2 protein-coding genes are annotated in these 1,645 nt (G+C 68.5%); both read left to right on the forward strand.

Translation table 11 applies throughout. The features are described 5' to 3' along the window. Positions 1-694: TonB-dependent receptor domain-containing protein (locus AC1DU6_RS30340; RefSeq protein ID WP_477861783.1), on the forward strand; the 694-nt coding region annotated here is incomplete at its 5' end. A gap of 5 nt (positions 695-699) precedes the next feature. Continuing rightward, entirely contained in the window at positions 700-1,581 is an 882-nt protein-coding gene (locus AC1DU6_RS30345; protein WP_477861785.1) for a PfkB family carbohydrate kinase, read from the forward strand. Positions 1,582-1,645 lie beyond the last annotated feature (64 nt).

Here is a 1,645-nt window from a genome sequence, read left to right on the forward strand (position 1 = left end):
TGGCAACTACGCGCTGAGCAAGGACCTGTCCGTCTTCGCCCGCTATTCCGACGGCGCTGCCTACAACGCCGACCGCATCACCTTCTTCAACAACCCCAACCTCGTCAACGGCAAGAGCCCGACCATCCCGACCAACAAGGTCAAGCAGGCCGAGGCCGGCGTGAAGATCCGCGGCAACGGCATGAGCCTGTTCGCCACGCTCTTCCACGCCAAGACCGACGAGGTCAACGTCGACGTGACGACCAACCCCATCGTCGCCAGGGCCAACAGCTACCGCAGCAACGGTTTGGAACTGGAAGGCTCGGCCCGTTTTGGCGTCGTCAACGTGCTGGGTGGCCTGACCTACACCGATGCGAAGCAGGCTGACGGCCGGGCTCCGAAGCGCCAGGCCAAGGTCGTCTACCAGCTCACGCCCACGGTCAACCTCAACGATGCACTGAGCTTCGGCGTCAGCATCGTCGGCACGTCCAAGAGCCTGGACGATGGCCCCACCGGTGCGCTGACCATCACGCTGCCGGCCTACACCGTCGTCAACGCGTTTGCCAGCTACGCGCTCACCGACCGCGCGACGCTCTCGCTGGCGGCCAACAACCTCTTCAACGAGCTGGCCTACACCGAGAGCAACGACGGCCGCGGCGCCGCGCGTGCCTACACGGGCCGCACCGTGAAGGCGTCGCTGCGCTACAGCTTCTGAGCGCGATGAGTCCCATCCTGGTACTGGGCGAGGCCCTCGTGGACGAGTTCCACGACGGCCCGGTCGCCGGGGGCGCGCCCTTCAACGTGGCGCGCTCGCTGGCCGCGTTGGATGTGCCGCTGCGCTTCGTCAGTCGCGTCGGTGCCGATGATGCGGCGGGCCGCCTCGTGCTGGAAAGTGCAGCGCGCTACGGCCTCGCCATCGACGGCATCCAGCGCGATACGACCCGTGCGACTGGACGCGTCAGCGTGCATGAGGATGCGGGCGGCGGCCATCGCTTCGAGATCCATGTCGACGCGGCCTGGKACCACCTCGAAGCGCCGGCCGTGGGTGACGCCGGCATCGTCTACTTCGGCAGCCTGGCCCAGCGCCACGCCGTCTCGCGCGCAGCCATCCGCGCCACGGTCAAGCGCATGGCCGGCCCGCGTCTGCTGGATCTCAATCTGCGCCCCGGCACCGACACGCCCGAACTGGCCGCTGAAGTGTTGATGCTGGCCGACTGGGTCAAGCTCAACGAGGACGAACTCGGCTGCCTGCTCACCTGGTTCGAGCCCACGCTGCCGGCGCTGATGGCCCGCTTTGCGCTGCAAGGCCTGGTGCTGACGCGCGGCGCCGCCGGCTACGTGCTGCACGGCGAGCACGGCCGCGTGCTGGCGACAGGCGAGGGCGTGGCCCAGCCGGCTTTCGTCGACAGCGTCGGCGCCGGCGACGGCTTCACGGCGGTGTTGCTGGCCGGGCTGGCGCTGGGTCGTGACCTGGGTGCGACCCTGCACCTGGCCAACCGTTACGCCGCGATGATCTGCGGCGTGCGCGGTCCGCTGCCGCCAGACCCGGCAGCGCTGGCCCCCTGGCGCGAGGCCTTGCACGCGCTGCCGGCCGAGGAATGAGATGAACAAGCCCCACCTGTCGCCGCATTTGTCGTTCACGCAGATCGTGAACATGAACATCGGC

It is taken from the genome of Roseateles sp. P5_B10, assembly GCF_056400485.1.